Annotated in this window: 16 protein-coding genes and 1 tRNA gene; 4 read left to right on the top strand and 13 right to left on the bottom strand. The window is 60.2% G+C overall.

Annotated features, from left to right (window positions below):
* Positions 1 to 469: 469 nt before the first annotated feature.
* Complete coding sequence (locus GTP55_RS10405; RefSeq protein WP_161044853.1) at positions 470 to 1,150, top strand: hypothetical protein; 681 nt, start codon at positions 470 to 472, stop codon at positions 1,148 to 1,150.
* Positions 1,151 to 1,512: 362 nt separating this feature from the next.
* On the opposite strand, the gene GTP55_RS10400 is transcribed toward GTP55_RS10405, so the two are convergent.
* The 8 genes from GTP55_RS10400 to pepN form a co-directional block, all read right to left on the bottom strand.
* Positions 1,513 to 2,418: a hypothetical protein gene (locus GTP55_RS10400; protein WP_161044852.1), complete on the bottom strand. Its 906-nt coding sequence runs from the start codon at positions 2,416 to 2,418 to the stop codon at positions 1,513 to 1,515.
* An 18-nt stretch (positions 2,419 to 2,436) separates the two neighbouring features.
* Positions 2,437 to 2,766, bottom strand: coding sequence for a hypothetical protein (locus GTP55_RS10395; protein WP_161044851.1), 330 nt, complete (start codon positions 2,764 to 2,766; stop codon positions 2,437 to 2,439).
* A gap of 952 nt (positions 2,767 to 3,718) precedes the next feature.
* Positions 3,719 to 4,456 (bottom strand): ParB/RepB/Spo0J family partition protein, encoded by a 738-nt coding sequence (locus GTP55_RS10390; protein WP_161044850.1) that lies wholly within the window; start codon positions 4,454 to 4,456, stop codon positions 3,719 to 3,721.
* Positions 4,457 to 5,217: 761 nt separating this feature from the next.
* On the bottom strand, positions 5,218 to 5,787 hold the full coding sequence (locus GTP55_RS10385) for a recombinase family protein (RefSeq protein ID WP_161044849.1): 570 nt from the start codon (positions 5,785 to 5,787) through the stop codon (positions 5,218 to 5,220).
* Positions 5,788 to 6,894: 1,107 nt separating this feature from the next.
* The gene (locus GTP55_RS10380) at positions 6,895 to 8,238 is read right to left on the bottom strand and encodes a tyrosine-type recombinase/integrase (protein ID WP_161044848.1); all 1,344 of its coding nucleotides are present in this window, start codon (positions 8,236 to 8,238) and stop codon (positions 6,895 to 6,897) included.
* Between the two features lie 84 nt (positions 8,239 to 8,322).
* Positions 8,323 to 8,398: transfer RNA gene (locus GTP55_RS10375), tRNA-Thr, on the bottom strand.
* Positions 8,399 to 8,504: 106 nt separating this feature from the next.
* Complete coding sequence (locus GTP55_RS10370; RefSeq protein WP_161044847.1) at positions 8,505 to 9,509, bottom strand: class 1 fructose-bisphosphatase; 1,005 nt, start codon at positions 9,507 to 9,509, stop codon at positions 8,505 to 8,507.
* 74 nt (positions 9,510 to 9,583) lie between these two features.
* The gene (gene pepN, locus GTP55_RS10365; RefSeq protein ID WP_161044846.1) at positions 9,584 to 12,226 is read right to left on the bottom strand and encodes an aminopeptidase N; all 2,643 of its coding nucleotides are present in this window, start codon (positions 12,224 to 12,226) and stop codon (positions 9,584 to 9,586) included.
* Positions 12,227 to 12,438: 212 nt separating this feature from the next.
* On the opposite strand from pepN, the gene GTP55_RS10360 reads away from it, so the two are divergent.
* Positions 12,439 to 13,128 (top strand): DUF4136 domain-containing protein, encoded by a 690-nt coding sequence (locus GTP55_RS10360; RefSeq protein WP_229257857.1) that lies wholly within the window; start codon positions 12,439 to 12,441, stop codon positions 13,126 to 13,128.
* Positions 13,129 to 13,193: 65 nt separating this feature from the next.
* On the opposite strand, the gene GTP55_RS10355 is transcribed toward GTP55_RS10360, so the two are convergent.
* From GTP55_RS10355 to GTP55_RS10335, 5 genes are all read right to left on the bottom strand, one after another.
* On the bottom strand, positions 13,194 to 13,670 hold the full coding sequence (locus tag GTP55_RS10355; RefSeq protein WP_161044845.1) for a DUF6328 family protein: 477 nt from the start codon (positions 13,668 to 13,670) through the stop codon (positions 13,194 to 13,196).
* Complete coding sequence (locus tag GTP55_RS10350; protein WP_161044844.1) at positions 13,667 to 14,641, bottom strand: quinone oxidoreductase family protein; 975 nt, start codon at positions 14,639 to 14,641, stop codon at positions 13,667 to 13,669. The genes GTP55_RS10355 and GTP55_RS10350 overlap by 4 nt, the downstream gene beginning before the upstream one ends.
* 15 nt (positions 14,642 to 14,656) lie before the next feature.
* Positions 14,657 to 15,037, bottom strand: a complete 381-nt coding sequence (locus GTP55_RS10345; RefSeq protein ID WP_161044843.1) for a methylglyoxal synthase — start codon at positions 15,035 to 15,037, stop codon at positions 14,657 to 14,659.
* 14 nt (positions 15,038 to 15,051) lie between these two features.
* Positions 15,052 to 15,957, bottom strand: coding sequence for a DMT family transporter (locus GTP55_RS10340; protein ID WP_161044842.1), 906 nt, complete (start codon positions 15,955 to 15,957; stop codon positions 15,052 to 15,054).
* 128 nt (positions 15,958 to 16,085) lie between these two features.
* The gene (locus tag GTP55_RS10335) at positions 16,086 to 18,596 is read right to left on the bottom strand and encodes an alkaline phosphatase D family protein (RefSeq protein WP_161044841.1); all 2,511 of its coding nucleotides are present in this window, start codon (positions 18,594 to 18,596) and stop codon (positions 16,086 to 16,088) included.
* A gap of 205 nt (positions 18,597 to 18,801) precedes the next feature.
* Between GTP55_RS10335 and GTP55_RS10330 the strand changes: the two genes are divergently transcribed.
* Together GTP55_RS10330 and purD are read left to right on the top strand one after the other, a co-directional pair.
* Entirely contained in the window at positions 18,802 to 19,527 is a 726-nt protein-coding gene (locus GTP55_RS10330) for a YebC/PmpR family DNA-binding transcriptional regulator (protein ID WP_161044840.1), read from the top strand.
* A gap of 17 nt (positions 19,528 to 19,544) precedes the next feature.
* The gene (purD, locus tag GTP55_RS10325; protein ID WP_161044839.1) at positions 19,545 to 20,813 is read left to right on the top strand and encodes a phosphoribosylamine--glycine ligase; all 1,269 of its coding nucleotides are present in this window, start codon (positions 19,545 to 19,547) and stop codon (positions 20,811 to 20,813) included.

The raw sequence follows: 20,813 nt of genomic DNA, 5'->3' as shown, positions 1-20,813 counted from the left end.
CCTTGCTCTAAATAAATATCCGGTTGTCCCACACAAACTTCGGAGGGATCCGACAAAAAACCAGGCCGCAGATTCTATCAAAGTCGGATTGGCGAATCTCTTCCATCATTACTACCTCGACTCATTCGGAACAGCGCCTCCAGAACCCGACCCAGTGCAGTTCGAGCATGTCCGATTTCTTTTGCCATCTTCCGACTTTAGGTTGCAAGGTCACGGCTTGGGAATTTCCCCATCAATTAAGCGCAGTCGGTCCAGTGAACTTGGTCAAGCATTCTGTCGCTGGTTTCTTCACGACCACTTAAACATTACTTATTTTGCTCATATGGAGCATGTGCTGAATCGCCAGCTACATCGAGCATTCAAAGCGTTCCGACTTGAACGCGCTGCATCTGGAGACACGCCTGACTATTTCTGCGCAGAGAGCGTCGATCAGGTCTTCTTGGCGGAGGCAAAATGAAGATATTCAGCAGTGAATTTCAACAACAAGGAGTTTGCCACCTGGCGCTCACAGTTCGGACGCGTTACTTTTCTCGACTCGTTGGGCACTCCACTGAGTGTGAAAGGGCATATTGTAGCAACACGCTTTGCGACCGAAGAGAGTGGCAGTCGGCTCCAGTCTGGGATTTGGGCAGAAGATCCACTAAGCCCAGGAGAGCGAGCTGCTGGACCAGACCAATTAGGGGCACTCGGCCGCGTAGTGATTTCGTCTCATTACAGCAGCATTGCTGAAAAGTTGTCACAGCCAGTATTGGCCAACGCGCTTGCTAATGGCGTCCCTCTTCCGGATGAGCTTCGAGTTGTGGGGGTCGCTTGGCGCGTCATAGCAGGGCCGCTAGCCGGCCGCCGTTTTGTTGGAGGTTATTTTTCCTCTGGCGGCGACTTGCCAGCTTGGCGCGAGAGGAACGGAAAACTGGGTTTTGAGCGCCCGGATTTTCTCCGCCTGAACCGCCCGAATGCGACCTTCTTTGGAATAGAAGAGGGCATCCTGAAACAAGTCGTCGCTATGGCAAGAGCTCGCGAGCCATTTGTCCAGCAGATCTCAGGCTTCGAACCAGTAGATTTTTTCTACAGTGGATTCAGCGTTCTTCGCGACGGCTCCGCACTAGGCCCCCTCGATTGGTTCCTCCCCGAAGAGCAAGTGGAATTCTAATATTCGGTAAGGGCCATATGACTGCCTCCCGGGAGCGCTCTGGCGCCGATTGAGGGACCCAACTTCCAAGCGAGGGACCTGACGCCATTTTGTCCCTCACTCGTCGTGGATTTCATGGTGCTCCGGCGGATTTAAAGAGACAACAAAAAACCCGCTTCTCCTATGAGGAGAGCGGGTTTTTCGACTTCTTAATACTTTTTACTGCTGTGTTCTGGTGCCGCTTGCCGGAATACAGGACTCCAACCGAGCAGGATAACTCTTTGATTTATCAGCGTTTTGCGGTGGTGCAGGTTGATCGATTACCACCGATCTTACCACCTCACCGCAGCCGGGGGAAGTACCTTTCCTTCCCCAGATTGCCGTTAAATCATGCCTGCCTTCGCAGCTGCCTCGACTGCCATCCACACACCGCTGACAAAGACCACATCGCCTTTTGCCGTGCTTCTCACATCAAAGCCGTTGGCGCGAAGCGTAGCGGCATCTGGCGCATTGTCGTTCATGTACTTGGTGACCAGTGGCTTATACGCCGCCATGTCGTGATGGTAGACCTGTCGCTGCACGGCCTCTTTCAGTGCGGCCTTATTCCGGCTGCTTCGACACCATTCGTAGAAGGCAGGAAGGTCGCTGGCATCCAGTCCCTGCTTACTCAAATAGCTATCGGCTTGGGCTTGGAAAGCGCTCACTACAAACTGGGCTCGTTGCTCGACATCAGCCGGGTCCATGCCCGAACGGCGGACGATACCGGCTGTCATCTCGCTCATATCCATGTCGCCTACTGCCAGCGCCACGCTATTGGCGATAGCGGCGTCGTATGTACCCTGCTCAAACGGAGCAAGCGCGTCATTAGCGGCCTGCTCAATTTCAGGCGGCATCGTCGCAGCATCTGGGTTGTATTGCTCCTGGACTTGCTGTTCAGGCTGGGGGGCATTCGGGAGCGTGTAGTTGTCTCCACTTTTTAAGAGGATGCCCGAGCGGACGAACGAATCAATCGGTGCTTCTACGCCATTCAGCCGGACAATGGTCTTGCCTTCGATGAGGTTAGTTGGAGAGCCGCTTGGGGTCCGCGCAGTCTGACGCCAGTCGCCATCCTCAAAGACCGACAATTCCGAGGTGCTCACGGAGGTGGCCGTTGTGCTCGTGGCAGTGGCCGAATCTTTGTTGAATGTGATCGCAACCCCGCCACTCACGTAGTTGATGCCGCTGCTGCTCTGTTCGCCGTTAGGAATGTCGGCCTCATTTGGTACATAGGTCTGATACGAGATAGTCATGTTTTTCTTTCTAAAAAATTAGTTTTCATCGGCCTTGATCAGGCCATTCTGTATTGCTGCTGTAATCCGAAAGAAGCCCCCGCCGATTTCTACGCGGTCCTCCTCAGGAGTGTTCCCGCGCATGACGCGGTAGCCTCTTGCTTGAAGCCCTGCAAGGCTGTTAGGGGCAATCTTGGGTGGCACGTATGGGGGCGGATCGGGGATCAGCAGGGGTGCGTGTGGGTGTGCTCCAGTAGTGACAAACTCACCCGCAGCATTTCGTTTCAAGCGGCCCCACGCGATGTGGTCTTTTACTCTGGCGGTATAAATTCCTACGCGCACCACCGAGTCCTCATTCAGCGTTACCATCGGCCCCTAGTGCGTCTGTTGACGCCTTCAAAGTCACGTTGTGAATGGCCGTGAGTCGCGCCCTCAGCTCGTGCTCAACCAGTGAGGAAACAAGGGCCTGAAGAGTGGCCGAATTGGTTGGGTTGTCGATGAACCGCTCAAGAAGCCGAATCATCTCTAGCTCTTCTGGCTTCCGCAATTTCCGATGTGTTTTGCTTAGCTTTTGGGTCATAGTCCCTCCATTAACGATTCGGCCCGATGTAAGGCGCTCAGCCTGCGCCGGATCGGTGCCTCAAAAAACTCCATCGCGCTGGCCGGTAAGGTGCGCCTGTAGGTGTACAGCATCCGCTGAAGTAGAACGGTCTGTGACTTGATGTCTTCACTGCTCATTTGGGTTTTCTCCTAACTGTTCGGGGCCGGGTCCAAAGTCTCCAGCGGCCTTGCACTCCAGAGTCATTCCAATGGCAGCAAAGAGAGGAACCGTGGGGTTTAAGCGCTGGAACTCGGGCAAAGAGTCAGTGCCTGTTGACTCCAGAAATTGGCGAACGCTGACGTCCGTCTTGAGTAAGTAACGGCGCAAGTATTTGGGAGACGCGGGCAATGAGTGAGGGGGCTGTCGGACTCCCTCCTGTCGGTACAGCACGTCCCAACGAGGGGCGTCAAGCCAATGCTGTTTAAACTGGGTAGGCGGCGATGGGGTATCGCTTGGCATGTCGATTTGTGTGGTGTTCACGGTGCTCCTTTTTTGAACCCCATTCCTTACCGTATAGGCGCAACAAGGCCCGCCGTTATTGGTCGGACGCGTATGAACACTCAGCAAAATCCAGGGTGTTTTAAGGGGCTGCGGATGGGGGTTTAATGATGGCCTTGGGGTGGCCAGATGGGTGATAGGTGTACCAAAAGGACACCTCGGGGTAGTGAGCGGGCTGGCACTTGTCCCAAATCACGGCTCTACATAGGGACAGGCTACAACTTAAAATTCAGCATCGGACTGGTCAGACGAGCCGCGCTGGATATTGATCTGTTCACCAGTAACGCCCTCAAAGAATATAGTGAATGCCTGGAGCAAAACCTCTGGCTGAGCCTTTGCCTCACTGGCGTACCTGATAGCCAGGGATCGAGTCACCTTCTCCACGGCCTTCTGTTCTAGCTCCTCTTTGTCGCTTTGCTCATGGCCTGTGCTCCATTCTTCTAGGCCCTTCCAGGTCGGCGCATTATCCCGAATGAATTCAACATCCATTGCCGCGCCCATTGACGTGGCTTGCTGCTCAATCGTAGCGAGGACTGCTGGCTTCTGTTTATCCATGCGGGCAATCGTACTCTTCGATATTTGGAATCGCTTCGCACGATCCCTCAAACTGCCGCTGACCTCTCCCGCAAGGAGCATCAGCCAGTACGCCTCCAAGGCCTCCTTAGGGTGCATGTTAAGGTGCAGCCTACGGTTCAAGTCCAAGGCAAACCTACGAGCACTCGCCTCATCCTGCCCAAGATACTCCTGAGTCCAAACAAGCGCCTCAGGCGGCGTATCGGCCTCCTGCAAGGCCTCCATTCGATGATGACCATCGATCACCCATAGTTGACCTACGGGGTCCTTCCAGACGATCAGCGGGTCCAGCGTTTCGCCTTCAGACACAAGGCTGGCAAGTGATGAGGATAGCTGCCGTGATTCTTCCTTACGAATCACCGATTGGACATAGGAGCCAGCCTCCATGCTGCGGACCTGGAACCGTACTTGATTCACTTTCAGGGAACCGAATTGCTTCCGCTTTGGGGAACCCAATAGGGAATGCGTAAGCCCAATAGGGCCGCTTGATTGCTCTGCTGAGTTATCTAAAGGTGCCCTTACGGGCTTCTTTACGGTGCCCATTCAGGTCAACCGGCGCAGCGCTTGATTCTCTGCTTCGTGTTCATCGGGACGCATCTCTGCGAGGCGCTCCAGGTAAAGTCCCGTAGCACGGCGCAGCATTAGCGCGAAGCTTGGTCGGCTACCGTCCGGCCATTCAAGGGCGGGGTGTGTTGCCTGGGCTGCCCTCAGGGGGATTGCAAGACGGTCCTCAAGTAGCAACTTAAGGGCAGTCGCGTTTTGACGGTTTGCGTGTCGGGAGTACTTACGTTTTAGTTGTGACATATCATTCCTTTATGAAGGAGCCGTTGGCTATGTAATCGGAAAATTTTTTAAAGAAGATCGCGCTCTTTACGAGAGACCTAGGGGCTATAAGACGGCATTGCTACTGATGCCCGAAGAGGTGGGCATTTGGTGGGGATGGCCGCGATTGGACTGGACATGGGAGTCCTGCACGTTGTCGCGGCCAATAAAGCCGGGCAAGCTCGTGACGTACTCCTTCTGTGCAGGAACGAGTACAGCTAACCGGCATTGGCGCTGTTATCCTAGTGTGGGGGATCGAGTCTTTTGCAGGCATCGGCGGCCCCTCATCTAGTCATACAAAGGGGCCTTGCCTTCAGAGCGAAACGCTAACTCGCTGGCTTGACCACACCGAGTATGTTTGCCCGTGACACGTCATAAGCCCTCGCCAGCGCACTGACACTATCACCTGCTGCATACTTGGCGATAATCTCGGCTCGTTGCTCGTGAGTCGTCTTGCGTGGCCGTCCCAAGACTTTACCTTCACCTTTGGCGCGTTGCAGGCCTGCGTGTGTACGCTCTACTAGCAGGTCTCGCTCCATCTCAGCCACAGCAGCCAACATTGCCAGCATCATCTTGCCTGCTGGCGACGTGAGTTCCTGCTTGCCTAGCTGGAGGACGATAACGGCAATCTTCCGGCTTGCCAACAACTTGACAGTAGCCCCCACGTCTTGAGCATCGCGTCCAAGACGGTCCAGTTTCGATACCACCAGCGTTTCACCGTTACGAATCTGTGCAAGCATCGCGGCGAACTGGGGGCGCTGTGTGGCGCTGGTCTTGCCGCTCACGGTGTCCGCGAACCAAAAGTCCACTTGGTGCCCTGCGGCCTCAATTTCCAATCGCTGATTGTCAACGTTCTGGTCAGCGGTACTGACGCGCCCGTATGCGAATGTAGCCATACTTATCTCCATTGGTGTTAGAAAACACTGTTAGAATATTCTGACATGTTGGAAATTGCAAACCCTATTTTTCTAACGTCCGTATTAATGCTGTATCGGACATGTTGGAAATCGATCCTTTTCTAACAGCTAGGTAGTCCCATCCTAGTGTGGGGGGAATGGTGCAAGCAGGTCTTAGGCGCGCTTAGCAAAATCGCGGAGTGGGCCGCCAACTGTTAGCTTGAGAAGGCTTCAGAATTACCCTGTACTACCCGTATGTGGCACCTATAGGGCTGTCTTAGCTTTACCTCCCTATGTGGGGGAGCGCCAGCTACCATACCCACTGTGCAACCTCGAGCAATCTAGCTAGTCACACAAAGCCCGGCAGGCTACTAAAGCCTCAGCGAATTCCATCGCCTCTTGTTGGCGGATGCGATTCGCATTTCCCGGCCTAATTGCTTGCTCGTCCTCACGTAAAAGCTCAGCATACGCGGCGAGGTACTCCCACTCTAAAGGCGGGCACTGGCTGGGGTTCGGCAGGAAGAGCGTGACATTACGGACACGGGTATCGTGCAGCCTCAACGCCTCCCTGGCAGATGCCCTTAACGTGGGATTATCTTGGTCTGGGAACCAAACTAGCAAGATGGCCTTGGTCGCCTCGTAGTTCCTCTTGGCCTCCAAGCGGACCCCGGCAATCTGCTGGTTGGCCTGCTGCCTGACTCGATAAAGCAATACGGCTACAGCTCCAGCCGCGCATAGGATCAGGACCATTACCATGTTGCCCCCATCATTAAGGAGAAGCCTGGGAAACCCTCGTCCGTGCTAAATTGCCGCGCAAGGGCACCCCATGGGGGGAAATGCGAAACCCCTTTAGCTTGAGTGCCCTCTCACATTTTTCAGAAAAAATTATTTCACTTCAAGGGGCACCAGCGGTTCAACTAAAAGCCCCTCATGCACCTCTTGAAGGCCCCCGTCAAACCTGAAGTTATCAGCGCCAAAGAAGTTTGCAAGGCGGGTCCCAAGCTCCCCCTCAGATGGCCTAAAGGGAAACTCAAGAGTCTCCGTGCGGGTCCCCTTTGGCGTCTGCCAGACCAGCGTAAGAACGTGTTTCGTGTCCATGACCACCTCTCAAAGAGCAATCTTCGCTAACCATTCCGCTTTCACTTGTAGACCGTAGCCGTAACCGTACCTCTCACTTACCTCCTTAGCAGCCCATCCCCCGATGGCTTTTCGGATGTCCTCGGGGCACTGGACCTCTCGGAGCCGGTCAGCCAAGCTATGGCGCAACTCGTGGGCCGTGTGGTCTAACGGTACCCCCTTGATCCACTTGCCGATAGCCGCAGAGGCGTTATTGGCGTTGCTGTATTCCTCGGTAGTGTAATGGGGAAAGGCGAATCGCTGGCCCTTCTCGGCGGTCTCCAAGATCCGCTTAGCGGCCCACAGCGATGCACCCACAAGGGGGACCGAGCGGGAACTGCCGGTGTTCTTGAGGGAGCGCCAGGGGTGCGCCTGAATGACCACGTAGGGAGTCTCTGCGTCGATCTTGATGTCGTCCAATGCAAGCCCGGTTATCTCAGCCAAGCGCGCTCCGGTATCGATCAACAACGCAACGAGCCACCGCAGCGGATCGTCTTGAATCTGACAGGCCTTGTACAGCGTACTCAGTTCGGCAGCAGTGTAGGGCTTACGCTTCTTCGCATCGCGGCCTTCACCTGGGATCGCCATTGCGGCAAAGGGGTTCTTCTGCAATAGGTCCCGTTCACGGAAGAAGCTCTCAATGACAGAATTGATGGTGTTGAGTCTACGCCGGATGGTGCTAGTACTCAGCCCCGCCTCCACGTTCACACCAACATAGCGCTTTGCATCCTCTCGGACAAGATCGGATACAGGCTTATCGCCAATAGCCTCGATCAGCGTTTGGAATGCCCTTCGCGCATACGTTGAGAACTTGATGTCGTCCCGCTTCGGGTGCGCCTCTAGGTACACCTCAAGGGCATCGGATAATGCCTCTTTGGTTGTCCCGGCCAACAGTTGTGCGGCCTTGATTTCCACCGGCTTTAGATATTCGCCAGCCGGGTTCTCCCGATAAAGCTCCTCGTCCCCATTCGCATAGGCTTCACGCTTACTGTCCAAGTAGTCGTGAAAGAGGCTCACGGCCATCGGATCATTATCAGCTGGTGCAGGTTGCAGCCCGAAGTCTCGCAAGAGAGTCTGGGCGTGGACCTTAAGGGCAACAGGGGAGGAATCGGGGTTGGCCCGCATCGCGGCCCATTCTGCTTCATGCTTCTGATTGAGCTTTTCGATGAGCTTAGCGGCCTGGACGAGATTACCCGTTTCAAGGTTCAGCTTAATTAACTTGGTGGGATAGCGGTCTTGCAGGTCCTTGGGGACTGCGCGCTGGTAGTAGATGACTCCGCCACGGGAGTATGAATTTGGAAGTGTCACTTGGAGAACACCGATTGTCGTTTTCAAGGTAGATTACCACACTTTCTACCACAACAATCTGCGGATTTTTCACTTAAGCCCTTGATTTAAAAGGACTTAAGTGAGTTATCCTGGTGCCGCTTGCCGGAATCGAACTGGCGACCTTTTCATTACGAATGAACTGCTCTACCAACTGAGCTAAAGCGGCGACGACCAGCATTTTAACAAAGAACCAGCACTCCAACCAGCCCCAAAGCAATAATTTTTGGCGCTGGTTGCAACTATTTCATTGCCTTATGCCGATTTCCGACTTTTCAGCCTTCGTTATGGTAGCCGGTCACCACCGCCACTTCATCGAGCGAGCCGAGGAACACCGGCACGCGCTGGTGCAGTTTGTGCGGCTGGATGTCCATGATGCGCTGTTTGCCGTCGGTGGCCGCGCCGCCTGCCTGCTCGACGATGAAGGCCATGGGGTTCGCTTCGTACATCAGGCGCAGCTTGCCTGGCATCGAGGTGTCGCGGGTATCGGCCGGGTACATGAAGATGCCGCCGCGGTTCAGGATGCGGTGCACGTCGGCCACCATCGAGGCAATCCAGCGCATGTTGAAGTTGGTGCCGCGCGGGCCGGTGTCGCCAGCCAGCAGTTCGCCGATGTAGCGCTGCACCGGCGCGTGCCAGTGGCGCTGGTTCGACATGTTGATGGCGAATTCCTTGGTCTTGGCCGGAATTTGGATGTCGCGCTGGGTCAGTACCCACGAGCCCATTTCACGGTCCAGCGTGAAGCAGTTGACGCCGTTACCGGTGGTCAGCACCAGCATGGTCTGCGGGCCGTACACGGCGTAGCCGGCGGCAACCTGCTTGGTGCCGGCCTGCATGAAGTCGGCTTCGGTCGGCTGGCCCATGCCTTCCGGCGCTTTCAGCACGGAGAAGATGGTGCCGATCGAGACGTTGACGTCGATGTTCGACGAGCCGTCCAGCGGGTCGAACAGCAGCATGTATTCGCCCTTCGGATAGCGGTTTGGAATCGGGTGGATGGATTCCATTTCTTCCGACGCCATGGCCGCCAGGTGGCCGCCCCATTCATTGGCTTCCAGCAGGATTTCGTTGGAGATGATGTCCAGCTTTTTCTGCACTTCACCCTGGATGTTTTCGGTCTCGGCGGTGCCGAGCACTTCGCCCAGCGCGCCCTTGCCCACCGAGTGGCTGATGGTTTTGCAGGCGCGCGCCACCACTTCGATCAGCAGGCGCAGTTCGGCCGGGATCGTGTTGTGCTGGCGTTGTTCTTCCACCAGGTATTGCGTAAGACTGATGCGTTTCATGGTTTCCCTTGAGGTAGAGGTAATGCGATTTTTCGGCTCAGCATGGATTCCCGCGTTCGCGGGAATGGCGCGTGCTAGGCCGCGAGTGCTTTGGTGATCACTTCGGCGACGTCGTTAGACAGTTTTTGGGTGGCGACTTGTTCCAGCGCCTGTTTCATCTTGGCCTGCAACGCCGGCGCGTAACGGCGCCAGCGGTCCATGGCGCGCGCCAGGCGGGCCGCCACTTGCGGGTTGATGGCGTCCAGCTTGATCACGTATTCGGCCCAGAAGGCGTAGGCGCTGCCGTCGGCCGCGTGGAATTGCGACGGGTTGGCGTTGGTGAAGTTGAAGATCAGCGCCCGTGCGCGGTTCGGCGTCTTCAGCGTAAAGGCCGGATGCGCCATCAGCTTGCGCACGGCCGCTGCGTCGGTGGTCGGCGCCGAGGCTTGCATGGCGAACCATTTGTCGATGACCAGCGCTTCGTTCTCGAAGTCTTTGTAGAAAGCCTTCAGGTACGGGCCGGCTTCGGCGCCGCTGTGGATCATGGCGACCAGCGCGGCCGAGCGGTCGGTCATGTTGGTGGCGCTTTCAAACTGCTGTTGCGACAGTTTGAGTTCGGCCATGTCCGGCGTCGCCATCAGGTAGGACAGGCACAGGTTTTTCAGCGCGCGCTTGCCGGCCGACAGCGCGTCCGGGCTGTACTCGCCCGGCGTCTGGTTGGCGTGGTACTGCGCCAGCAGTTCCGGCTTGAGCGCAGCGCCGATGGTGCGGCGCAGGAACTGGCGCGCGGTGTGGATGGCTTGCGGATCGACCACTTCCATCTGCTCGGCGATGATGGTTTCCGACGGCAGGATCAGCGCCAGTTCACGGAAAGCCGGGTCGAGCGTCTCGTCGGTCAGCACGGTGCGCATGGCGTTGATGAAGGTGTTGTCCAGCTTGAGGTTGCCGTCGCCGTGGGCCGCCACTTGCGCGGTCAGTTTCAGCAGGCGTTCCATCGCCAGGCGCTGGCCGGCTTCCCAGCGGTTGACCGGGTCGCTGTCGTGGTTGAACAGGTGCAGCAGTTCGGCGTCGGTGTAGTCGTATTCGAGGATCACCGGCGCCGAGAAGTCGCGCAGGATCGATGGAATCGGCCGTTCGTCGACGTTGCGGAAGCGGAAGATCTGCTCCTGCGTGGTCAGCTCCAGCACCACCGTGGTGGCGCCTTTTTCGTGCTTGCCGTTTTCCAGCGTCAGCGGCAGGTCCTTGCCGTTGGCGCCCAGCAGGCCGACCGCCACGGGAATGTGGAACGGTTGCTGGCCAGCCTGACCGCGCTGGCTCAGGATGATGTCGAAGTTGCGCTTGACGGCGTCGTAGCGGGTGCGCGCGGTGACCACCGGCGTGCCGGCCTGCGAGTACCAGCGTTCGAACTGGGCCAGGTCGCGGTCGTTGGCGTCGGCCATGGCGGCGCGGAAGTCGTCGCAGGTCACGGCCTGGCCGTCGTGGCGCTCGAAGTACAGGTCCATGCCTTTGCGGAAGCCGTCACGGCCCAGCAGGGTCTGGTACATGCGCACCACTTCGGCGCCTTTTTCGTACACGGTGACGGTGTAGAAGTTGTTGATTTCGACGAAGGAATCGGGCCGCACCGGGTGCGCCATCGGGCCGGCGTCTTCCGGGAATTGCGCCTGGCGCAGCGTGCGCACCTGGTCGATGCGGGTGACGGCGCGGCCGGAGTCGGTGCCGATCATGTCGGCGGAAAATTCCTGGTCGCGGAACACGGTCAGGCCTTCCTTCAGCGACAGCTGGAACCAGTCGCGGCAGGTCACGCGGTTGCCGGTCCAGTTGTGGAAGTATTCGTGGCCAACCACCGCTTCAATGCCGGCGAAGTCGATGTCGGTGGCGGTGCGCGGGTTGGCCAGCACAAACTTGGTGTTGAAGATGTTCAGGCCCTTGTTTTCCATCGCACCCATGTTGAAGTCGCCGACGGCGACGATCATGAAGCGGTCCAGGTCGAGCTCCAGGTTGAAGCGTTCCTCGTCCCAGCGGATCGAGTTCTTCAGCGACTGCATGGCGTAGTCGGTCTTGTCGAGGTTGCCCTCTTCCACCCACACTTGCAGCAGCACGTCGCGGCCGTCGGCCAGCTTGAAGGTTTCTTCCTGGCAAACAAGCTTGGCCGCCACCAGCGCGAACAGGTAGGACGGTTTCTTGAACGGGTCTTCCCACTTGGCGTAATGGCGACCGTCGCCGAGGTCACCCTCTTCGATCAGGTTGCCGTTGGACAGCAGCACCGGGTAGGCGGCCTTGTCGGCGCGCAGCATCACGGTGTACTTGGCCATCACGTCGGGACGGTCAGGGAAGAAGGTGATGCGGCGGAAGCCTTCGGCCTCGCACTGGGTGAAGAAGTTGCCGTTGGACACGTACAGCCCGGACAGGGTGGTGTTTTCCACCGGCGCGCAGACGGTTTCGATTTCCAGCACCACGTCGGCCGGGGCCTTGCGGATGGTCAACGTTGATTCGGTCAGCGTGTAGTCGCCGGCTTCCAGCCGTGTCCCGTTCAGGCGCAGTTGCACCAGTTCAATGGATTCGCCGTGCAGCACGATGTCGTGGCTGGATGAAGCCGGGTTCTGGCGCAGCGTGATGCGGTTGGCCACCACGGTACGCGCCGGCGCCAGGTCGAAACCGAGTTCTACAGTGTCAACCAGGAAGGCGGGAGGGGTGTAATCTTTGCGGTAGATCGTCGTGGGGCTGCTGTCGGTGCGCATTGGAGGCTCTGAGGACGGATACAAAGGCTTATTTTACCAATACCGAGGCCGGCCCATGCGCGGATTCGCAGTTTAAGAGACAATTGGCTATTGATGGCACTAACATTGCTAGCTTCCATCACGCCGTAACAGTCTGTAATAATCATGGGAGCGCCGTGCCGGCGGCATACACTGAACCCCGGATAACCCGTTTTAGCTGAAAGGGCATCATCATGAAAAAGTATCTCGCCATGCTGGGGGCCGCCGCCGTCATGCTGCTGAGCGGTTGCGCGACCACCTTGCACAGCAATGTGACCGCGTTCAACGACTGGCCGGCCGCCGATCTCCAGGACAAATCCTTCGCCTTCGAGGCGCCGCAGGGGGCCAACGATACGCTGGAATTCCGCAATTACCAGGCGCTGGTGGCCAATCAGCTGACCCAACTGGGCTTCCACCAGGCGGGCGAAGGCCAGCAGCCGCAGCTGATGGTCAGCATGAAATACTTCACCATCGATCATCCGGTGCGCGTGATTCAGGCCGATCCGTTTGACGATCCGTACTGGGGTCCGGGCTTCGGCCGCTACGGCTACTATGGCCGCTTTGGCTATTCGCGCTGGGCCTATCGTCCGTTCTTCTACGATCCGTACCGTTTCGGTCCGCGCTATGTGAGCGAGCAGATCAAGCACCAGTATCAGCGCCAGCTGCGCGTCACCATCGATACCGTGGCGGGCCGCAAGCTGTATGACGTGACGGTGCAGAACACCAGCGGCGTGCAGGCGACGCCGTATGTGATGCCGGCGCTGGTACAGAGTGCGTTCACCGGTTTCCCGGGCCAGAACGGCGTGCCGCGCACCATCGACATCACCATCGATCCGAAAACGCCGACGGTGCAGGCGGCCAATCCGGCGCCGAAGGCTAACTGACGTCGTGCCCGCGCAGGCGGGAATCCACGCTCAGCATGGACTCCCGCTTGCGCGGGAGCGACGCGTCAAAGCCGGCGCTTCAGGTAGACCGGCATCAGCCACCAGGCGCAGACAATCAGCAGCCCCATCACGGCGGCAACCGCCAGCCCCACGGTGGCGCCAAACACTTCCGACATCACCAGATCCGTCCCCAGCACCAGGGCGATCGCCAGCGCAAACGCGCCGGCGACGATCTGGCGCGTGGCGATGCGCTTGAAGCGGGCCCGGTCCTTTAGCGGCCGCAGCAGCCGGTGCTGGATCGCCGGCGCGCTCAGCAGCACCAGGCTGGCCAGCGCAAACAAAAAAGTCGCCAGGAACAGCAGCTTTTCCAGGTGGACGATCTTGGCAAAGCCGCCGTTGAACGGCAGGATGATCAAAAACGCCGACAGCATCTGCGCCCCCGGCAGCAGGATGCGCATCTCGCTCAGCATGTCCGAAAAGTCGCCGTCGTCGCGCTCGTCGCTTTGCGTGTCGTTGTCGCGCTCTTCCGGTGCCGCGCTCATGGCAGCAGGATGGTCGAGCCGGTGGTCTTGCGCGCTTCCAGGTCGCGGTGGGCCTGCTGCACGTCGGCCAGCGCATAGCGTTGGCGGATGTCGATTTTCACTTCCCCGCTGCTGACCACGCCGAACAGCGACTTGGCCATCGCTTCCAGGTCCTCGCGCCTGGCGGCGTAGGTCATCAGGGTCGGCCGCGTGACGAACAGCGAGCCACGGCTGGCTAGTTCGCTCAGGCTGAACGGCGCCACCGGACCGGAAGCGTTGCCGAAGCTGACCATGGTGCCCAGCGGCTGCAGGCAGTCCAGCGAGCCGATGAAGGTGTCCTTGCCGATCGAGTCGTACACCGCCGACACGCCCTTGCCGTCGGTCAGTTCCTTCACCCGCTCGGTGAAGTTTTCCTTGTTGTAGTTGATGACCTCGGTGGCGCCGTTTTCAATCGCCAGCGCCGCCTTCTCTTCCGAACCGACCGTGCCGATCAGCTTGACGCCCATCACGCGTGCCCACTGGCAGGCGATCAGGCCGACGCCGCCGGCCGCCGCGTGGAACAAGATGGTGTCGCCGGCCTTCAGCGGCACCGTGCGGTGGAACAGGTATTGCACCGTCAGCCCTTGCAGCATCATGGCGGCGGCGGTGTCGAATTCGATCTGGTTCGGCAGCACCAGCAGCTGCGAGGCCGGGATGATGCGCGCCTCCGAATACGAACCCAGCGGACGGCCGCCGTAGGCCACGCGGTCGCCCACTTTCAGGTCGGTCACGCCCTCGCCCACCTCCTCCACCACGCCGGCGCCTTCCACGCCCAGCGCGCCGGGCATTGGTTGCGGGTACAGGCCGGTGCGGTGGTAGACGTCGATGTAGTTCAGGCCAATCGCTTCATGGCGCATCCGCACCTCGCCCGGACCGGGCGGCGGCAAATCGACCTCCACCAGTTCCATCACTTCGGGACCGCCGACGCGGTTGATGCGGATCGCCTTGACCATTGCTTTTCTCCTGAATTAGGCAGCGCGCTGCTGAAGCTGAGACAGTACCAGATGTGCCGACGACAGGTTGGTGGCGCACGGCGTATTGTGCACGTCGCAGGCGCGCACCAGGGCGTTGATGTCCGGCTCGTGCGGCTGCGGCGTCATCGGATCGCGCAGGAAGATCACACAGTCGATCTGGCCTTCCACCAGCAGCGAGCCGATCTGCAAGTCGCCGCCGAACGGGCCGGAGTGCTTGCGTTCCACGTCGAGGCCGACTTCATTGATCAGGCGCCCGCCGGTGGTGCCGGTGGCCACCAGCGCGCAGGTTGACAGGAACGCCTTGTATTCAGTGGCCAGCGTGATCATGTCGTCTTTTTTCTTGTCGTGCGCAATCAGGGCAATACGGAATTTCATGTCTCGATCCTAGTTTATTTTTTGGACAGCAGATAGATCCCGGCCAGCACGAGGGCGGTGCCGCCCAGTTGCCAGGAGGTGACGGGTTCGCCCAGCAGCAGCGCGCCCAGGAACAACGTTGACACCGGGCCGATCATACCAGCCTGCGAGGCGGTGCCGGCGCCGATGCGTTCGACGGCGATCATGGTCATGAACACCGGCGCCACCGTGCACAGCAGGCCGTTCAGCAGCGACAGGCCGTACACCGGCAGCGGCTGGATCAGCAACCCGGGCGGACGCAGCAGGAAGAACTGGCCGACGCAGGCCACGGTCGAGACGCACATCGCGTACGACACCAGCTTGAGGGGGCCGAGCCGCTTGACCATTTCGCCGGACAGCAGCAGGTAGGCGGCGTAGGCGGCGGCCGAGCCGGTCACCAGCGCAGCGCCCAGCACCACGTTGTGGCCGCCCTGAAGGTCATGAACGAATACCAGCACGATGCCGCAGTAGGAGATCAGCAGCGCCATCCACTGCTTGCGGCTGATGTGCTGCTTGAGGAAGGTGGAGCTGATCAGCAGCACGAAGGTGGGCGTCAGGAACAGGATCAGCCGCTCCAGGCCGACCGAGATGTATTGCAGGCCGAGGAAGTCGAGGAAGCTGGACAGATAGTAGCCGACCAGGCCGAGGCCGAGGATGCGCCAGCGGTCGCCGCCGGTCAGCGGCGCGCCGGTGCGCATCTTCCACACGGCGACGGCGGCAAACACCGGCACCGAGAACAGCATGCGGAAGGCGATCAGGGTGACGGCGTCGATATGGTAGCGGTACAGCAGCTTGGCGACGATGGCCTTGGTGGAAAACAGGACCGAGCCGCCGATGGCGATACCCAACCCGCTGAGAAATGCCGCGCGCGTCAGCGGGCTGTGTGTGGTGCTTTTGTCCATACCTGGGATTGTACGGGCAAATGCGGACGGCCGCAGACCGCCCCGTCGTTCCCGCGAAAGCGGGAACCCATGCTGACCGGGAATGGCACACGGCCTATGGGTTCCCGCCTGCGCGGGAACGACGGGGGTTAGCTGATCGTTACGGCGGCTGCGCCGGCAGTGACCGTCGCGGTGGTGGTGCGGGCGACGATGGTGGCAGGGGCGGTGGCGCCCACCAGCTTGTTCACCTGGCGGAACTGGGCCGTCATTTTGCCTGGGGTCAGCGTCACCAGCGTGTAGCCTTGTGCATCGGTGTTCAGATGCTTCAGCCAGCCATTATTGCCCAGCGCGGACAACTGCTGGGCCAGCGTCAACAGGCTGGTGTTGAAGTCGCTGTTGGCTTGCAGGCCGGTCAGAACGGCAGCCGTGGTCGCCTCCAGCTGCGACTCCGGCACGCCTTTCGCCGCCAGCGCGCCGCGCAGTTGCACGCGGGTCTGTTCGGCCAGCGACGCCACCGTCGGCGCCGCTTTGCCCATGGTGTAGTCCAGCAGGTTGAAGCTCAGGTTGACCGTGCCCAGCCCGGTCACCGGCACCGCGACCGGGTAGGACACCAGTGTGCCGATGTCGCCCAGCGCCGACGCCGCGTCGCGCAGGTAGCTGAAGAACGAGTCCGAACTGATGCCAGCCGATACCAGGTCCACCATCACCGGAGTGCCGCCACCGGTGGCATCAAAGTCGTCGTTAACGGTGCCGGCGAAGAAGGCGTGGATGTCGCCGGTGATCGCCACCACGTTGCCGATGTTGTTGCTCTTCAGGTGGGCCATCAGCGCCTTGCGCTCGCTGTTGTAGCCGTCCCACTGGTCGCAGTTGAGCAGGAACCTGGTGAAGAACGCCGACAGCGCATCCTTCTTGCCGGACGCCGCCACAAACGCCGAATTGGCCTTGTTGGCCTGCACTTCCGGCTTGATGTAGCCGAAGGCGATGGTCTGCCCTGCCACCGCCGCCAGCGCCGCGCCGCTCTGGCCGGCAGCCGCCGCAGTAGCGACCTTGCCGAAGGTGGCGACGGCAATCGCCGCCTGGGCCGCCGTCAGACCAGCCGCCACGCCAGCCGCCACTTGCGCATCCGCCGCAGCGCCGCCGGCCGCCCTGGTGGCGATGGCGACTGCTGCCGCTTGCGCCACGGCCGACGAAGCCCCCGCCGTCACACCGGGCACAATCGCCCCAGCCACGGCAAAGTTGCCGCCCGCCGCTGCCGCCGTGGCGCCAACCGAAGTCGCCACGCTCGTTACTGCGTTCAAGGCCAGCAAGGTGGCGATGGCGTCCACGCCGTTCAGGCCCATGCGCAGCAGCGAGACTTCGTTGCCCCACAGTTTCCAGGTCGCGGTGGCAGCCTTCATCTTGTCCATCCACCACTGGCGCTGGGTGTTGCCAAGGATGGTGGCGGTGGTCAGCGGGTCGAGGCCGATGCTCCTGGCGCCGGCCATCTTCTGCGCTTCCACGCTGTTGAACAGGTCCTGCGGCACCAGGTAGCGCGAGCCGATGCGCCCCAGCGGCTTGCCGGTGGCCGGGTTGATCGACGATTCCGGGATGATGTGGTCCGCGCGGTACAGGCGCTCGTCGGTCATCACCAGCTGCATCAGCTTGCCGAACTGGAAGTCGCGGTAAATCTTGATGTTCTGGAAGGTGGTGTTGGCCGCGTCCAGCGTCACATCGGCCGGCATGTATTCAAACCACGCCTGGTTGGCGCTGCGGCGGCGTGCCGGCTGGTGCAGGTCGGAGCCGTCGGCGTTGAAGGAGCCGTCGTAGGTTTCGGCGTCCTGCCAGGCATCGTCGGTGAATTCGTGGTCATCCCAGATGGCAATGAAGGCGAAGCGCTCGTGCAGCGCCTGCAGGCGGGTGTCGGTGCGGTATTTCTTGTACAGGTAGCGGTAGTCGTTAACGGTGTTGGCGTACTTGGCGCCGGACGTGCCGTTTTTGAATACGCCATCCGGCAGCACCAGCGCGTCGTGGCGGCTTTCCACCGCGCCCTGCTGGAAGTCCTCGCCCACGGTTTCGTAGATGTAATCGCCCAGGTGGACGATGAAGTCCAGCTGCTCGGCGGCGATCGACGTCATCGCGCCCCAATGGTTGACGCTCCAGTCCTGGCAGGTCATGTAGACGAACTGCAGCTGCGCGACGTCGGCATCGGCCGCCGGTGCGGTCTTGAAGCGGCCAACGTTGGAGCGGTTGTCGCCGGCGATGAACTGGTAATAGTAAGTGGTGGCGGCCGACAGGCCGGTCAGCTTGTGGCGCACGGTGTTGTCGTACTGCACCTGCAACGGCAGCTTGACGTCGGCCACGGTGGCGCCGCTCAGCGCCACATTGCTGCCCAGCGCGGCGCTGTTGTCGGTGGTGGTGACCACTAGGCGGATGGCGGTGTCGCTGCCGGTGGCGACGGCAACGTTGTCGAAGGCTGCCGGCACGGCGCGGGTCCACAGCATGATGCTGTCGGCGCGCGGGTCGCCGGAGGCCACGCTTTGCGGGAATTTCCAGGCGCCGCTGGCCAGCGCCAGGTCGCTGCCGGGCGCGCCATCGCTACCGCCGCAGGCAGTCAAGCCCACGCCCGAAGCCACCGATACCGTGATAAAGCTGCCGAATTTAATAAACTGCCGACGATCCATGTTCACTCCCGCCAATGTAATAGTGACAAAAGAATCAACATTAGCAGGCAGATGTGACAACTTGCCTACAAAAAGTGGAGGCTGGCCTCTAGCAGCAGCATGGGGAGGCCCGGACGGTTTCTGTCAAGGCTCTTATGCTAGAATACCGCCCTCACCGCAGCACCATCGCTTAAATTACCGACACACCGCCGAAGGAAGACCGAACATGGCTGGACACAGCAAATGGGCCAACATCAAGCACAAAAAGGCAGCAACTGACGCGAAACGCGGCAAGATCTGGACTCGCCTGATCAAGGAAATCACCGTTGCTGCGCGCATGGGCGGCGGCGACATCACGTCGAATCCGCGCCTGCGCCTCGCCATCGACAAGGCGGCCGACGCCAATATGCCGAAAGATAACGTGCAGCGCGCGATCACCCGCGGCACCGGCGGCGAAGACGGCGCGGCCTACGAGGAAGTCCGCTACGAAGGCTACGGCGTCGGCGGCGCGGCGATCATCGTCGACTGCATGACCGACAACCGCGTGCGTACCGTGGCCGAAGTGCGCAACGCCTTCAACAAGAATGGCGGCAACATGGGCAACGAAGGCTCGGTGGCCTTCATGTTCAAGCATTGCGGCCAGTTCCTGTTCGCGCCGGGCACCAGTGAAGACGCGCTGATGGAAGCGGCGCTGGAAGCCGGCGCCGAAGACGTGGTCACCGATGAAGAAGGCGGCATCGAAGTGCTGTGCGGCCCGCACGACTTCGCCGCCGTCAAGGATGCGTTGGAAGCCAAGGGCTTCAAGGCCGAAGTGGCCGAGATCATCATGAAGCCGGATGTCGAAATCGCCGTCACCGGCGACAACGCGATCAAGATGCAGAAACTGCTGGACGCGCTGGAAGCGCTGGATGATGTGCAGGAAGTGTATTCCAACACCCTGATTGAAGACTGAGCGAAGACTGAGGGATTATGAAAATATTGGTAGTCGGCTCCGGCGGCCGTGAACATGCACTGGCCTGGAAACTGGCGCAGTCCGAGCGCATCCAGATGGTGTACGTGGCCCCCGGCAACGGCGGCACCGCGCGCGACTCGCGCCTGGTCAACGTCAACATCACCGACCTGCACGAGCTGGCGAACTTCGTCGAGAGCGAAGGCATCAGCCTGACCGTGGTCGGCCCGGAAACCCCGCTGGCCGGCGGCATCGTCAACCTGTTCCGCGCGCGCGGCCTGAAAATCTTCGGCCCGACCAAAGAAGCGGCGCAGCTGGAGTCGTCGAAAGACTTCGCCAAGGCCTTCATGCACCGCCACGGCATCCCGACCGCCAAGTACGAAACCTTCTCGGACGTCGCCCCGGCGCACGCCTACATCGACGCCCACGGCGCACCGATCGTCATCAAGGCCGACGGCCTGGCTGCCGGCAAGGGTGTGGTGGTGGCGCTGTCGCTGGAAGAAGCCCACCAGGCGGTGGACGACATGCTGGCCGATAACCGCTTCGGCGACGCCGGCGCCCGCATCGTCATCGAAGAATTCCTGGCCGGCGAAGAAGCCAGCTTCATCGTCATGTGCGATGGCAAAAACATCCTGCCGCTGGCCACCAGCCAGGATCACAAACGCCTGAAGGACAACGACGAAGGTCCGAACACCGGCGGCATGGGTGCGTACTCCCCTGCCCCGATCGTCACGCCGGCGATGCACGCCCGCGTAATGCGCGAGATCATCAACCCGACCATCGCCGGCATGGCGAAGGACGGCATCGTCTTCACCGGCTTCCTGTACGCCGGCCTGATGATCGACGCCGCCGGCAATCCGCGCACGCTGGAATTCAACTGCCGCATGGGCGATCCGGAAACCCAGCCGATCATGTCGCGCCTGAAGACCGACCTGCTGGCGGTGATGGAACACGCCGTCAACGGCACGCTGGACCAGATCGAACTGGAATGGGACCGCCGCACCGCCGTCGGCGTGGTGCTGGCCGCCGAAGGCTATCCGGACGCGCCGCTGAAAGGCGCCGTGATCGACGGCATCCCGGCCGAAACGCCGGAAGCGGTAACCTTCCACGCCGGCACCGCCGAAGTGGACGGCCAGCTGGTGGTAACCGGTGGCCGCGTGCTGTGCGCGGTCGGCCTGGGCGACAGCGTCAAGCTGGCGCAGAAAACCGCGTACGAAGTGGTCGACCAGATCCACTTCGCCGGCATGCAGTGCCGCCGCGACATCGGCTGGCGTGGTCTGAAACACTAA

Source organism: Duganella margarita, assembly GCF_009857535.1.
GTDB classification, from domain to species: Bacteria; Pseudomonadota; Gammaproteobacteria; order Burkholderiales; family Burkholderiaceae_D; genus Rugamonas; species Rugamonas margarita.
Note: the sequence above shows the minus strand (reverse complement) of the source record. Positions and strands in the feature narration are given on the sequence as shown.